Annotated in this window: 2 protein-coding genes; one reads left to right on the forward strand and one right to left on the reverse strand. The window is 52.6% G+C overall.

Going from position 1 to position 1,858, the window contains the following annotated elements:
* Nucleotides 1-233 precede the first annotated feature (233 nt).
* Nucleotides 234-575, reverse strand: a complete 342-nt coding sequence (locus ACEWE8_RS25980) for a helix-turn-helix domain-containing protein (RefSeq protein ID WP_223255130.1) — start codon at nt 573-575, stop codon at nt 234-236.
* Between the two features lie 36 nt (nt 576-611).
* On the opposite strand from ACEWE8_RS25980, the gene ACEWE8_RS25985 reads away from it, so the two are divergent.
* Nucleotides 612-1,814, forward strand: a complete 1,203-nt coding sequence (locus tag ACEWE8_RS25985; RefSeq protein ID WP_395589443.1) for a tyrosine-type recombinase/integrase — start codon at nt 612-614, stop codon at nt 1,812-1,814.
* The last annotated feature ends 44 nt before the right edge of the window (nt 1,815-1,858 follow it).

Genomic DNA, 1,858 nt, shown 5'->3' on the forward strand with positions numbered 1-1,858 from the left:
CTGGTTACGCCGGCGAGAACTTGAGCGCCAGCTTCTGGATTGTAGGACGCACCAACAGTGTCAGGTTGAGCCCAAAAATTTTTGAGCCCAGCAGTGGTACGGCTTAGAGAGATATTTTAGATGTCTTTTTGGCCGCTTCCCCCGATATTCCCACTCGAGTGCCTATTTAGGCTCGAACAGCCAACCCCCGGCTAAGCGAGAGGAATCATCCTAACCTACTGATTTTTAAGACTTTAATCAGAAGGTTTCTCCCCCGTATTTCCCCCTTCGTCTCTTCTCGAATGCTCAACAGCCGCGTCCAGTGCATCGCTGGTCACTTGGAGCGTAAACCCCCCGGTCGGCTGCCCTTCAACGATCAAAACGCCTGCGGCCTCAAGAGCTGACTTCAGCTTCGAGATGGTCGAGAGCCTGGGGCTGGAGGCATGCGACTCAAGCCTGGCCAAGGCTACCAGCGAGATCCCGGCGCGCTCAGCCAGCGTTTGCTGGTTCCATCCGAGCACGGTGCGGGCGGTGCGAATCATCGACACGACTAACACTTCTTGCCGAGAAGACATTTTAAATGTACTTTCAGTCATGTTTTATATCTCTAAGGTTTTTTGATTGGGGTCATTATGAGCGTCGTTGCTCTCACTGCAAACAAGCTTCGCACCCTGGCATGCCCTCAAGGCAAGGCCAAGGAGAACGTATGGGACGCTGCTTGCAAGGGCCTGTTGCTCGAGCTCAGGGAGAGTGGGGGCAAGACCTGGTACTTGAGGTATGCCACTGAGCGCGGTCAGCAGCGTCAGTACCGCATCGGGGACGCTTCCGTCATCTCATTGGCCCAGGCCCGGAAGCGCTGCAATGAGCTTCGAGCGCAGGTCGCTTTGGGCAACGACCCGACCGAGGTAAAAAAGACTCTGCAACAGGTGCCGACGTTCGCTAAGTTCATCGAGGAACGTTACATGCCCTATATCAAAGGATACAAGCGGTCTTGGCATATTGATGAGTCTCTTCTTCGTAATCACTTGCTGCCTTTGTTTGGTAATCGCTATCTAGACGAGATCACCAAAGAAGACATTATCTCAATGCACCAAAAACGTCGCGCCAGTGGTGCTGCACCTGCATCTGCAAATAGATTGTTGGTGGTGATGCGCTACATTTTTAACTTGGCTATTCGCTGGGAGACACAGGGGGTTACGAAAAACCCAACTACCGGTGTTCCGTTATTTGAAGAGAACAACAAAATAGAACGGTATTTAACATCTGAGGAGGCGAGACGACTGCACGCTGCAATTCAAGATAGCGAGTCCAAGATGCTCAAATACATTATACCGATGCTCATCTTTACCGGTGCCAGGAAGCGCGAAGTATTAGATGCGCGCTGGAGTGAGTTTGATTTGGATAAGAAGTTTTGGCGAATAGCTGTTAACAAAACAGGCAAGGCTCGTTTTGTACCTCTCTCCGACAGTGTCCTCGAACTGCTTAAAGCCGTAAAGATGGAGCATTCCCGCTGGGGTAAACTAAAAAACTGCGAATGGGTATTTGCTAATCCAGAAACTGGTAAGCCATATGTGCAAACCTACTACGCTTGGGACACAGCAAGAAAGCGTGCAGGCCTGGCAGGCTTCCGTGTACACGATCTGCGTCACTCGTTTGCAAGCCTTCTGATCAACGCCGGGCGGTCGCTGTACGAGGTTCAGAAAATCCTCGGGCACACGCAGATCAAAACGACCCAACGATACAGCCACCTTGCTGACGAGACGCTGCTCGCAGCCGCCAGCACTGCAGCCGCGGCGCTGGGCGGGGTTTTTTCGACTCCCATTGCGCAGGAGTAAGTGTTGGTGCTCAGTCGCTCCTCCAGCGGCCTGCCGAAAGCCTG

Origin of the sequence: Pseudomonas sp. TR47 (genome assembly GCF_044143025.1) — a bacterium.
Taxonomy (GTDB): Bacteria; Pseudomonadota; Gammaproteobacteria; order Pseudomonadales; family Pseudomonadaceae; genus Aquipseudomonas; species Aquipseudomonas putida_E.

Coding starts and splice junctions, on each gene's coding strand:
- ACEWE8_RS25980 (WP_223255130.1), bottom strand. CDS start 575: ATGACTGAAAGTACATTTAAAATGTCTTCTCGGCAAGAAGTGTTAGTC.
- ACEWE8_RS25985 (WP_395589443.1), top strand. CDS start 612: ATGAGCGTCGTTGCTCTCACTGCAAACAAGCTTCGCACCCTGGCATGC.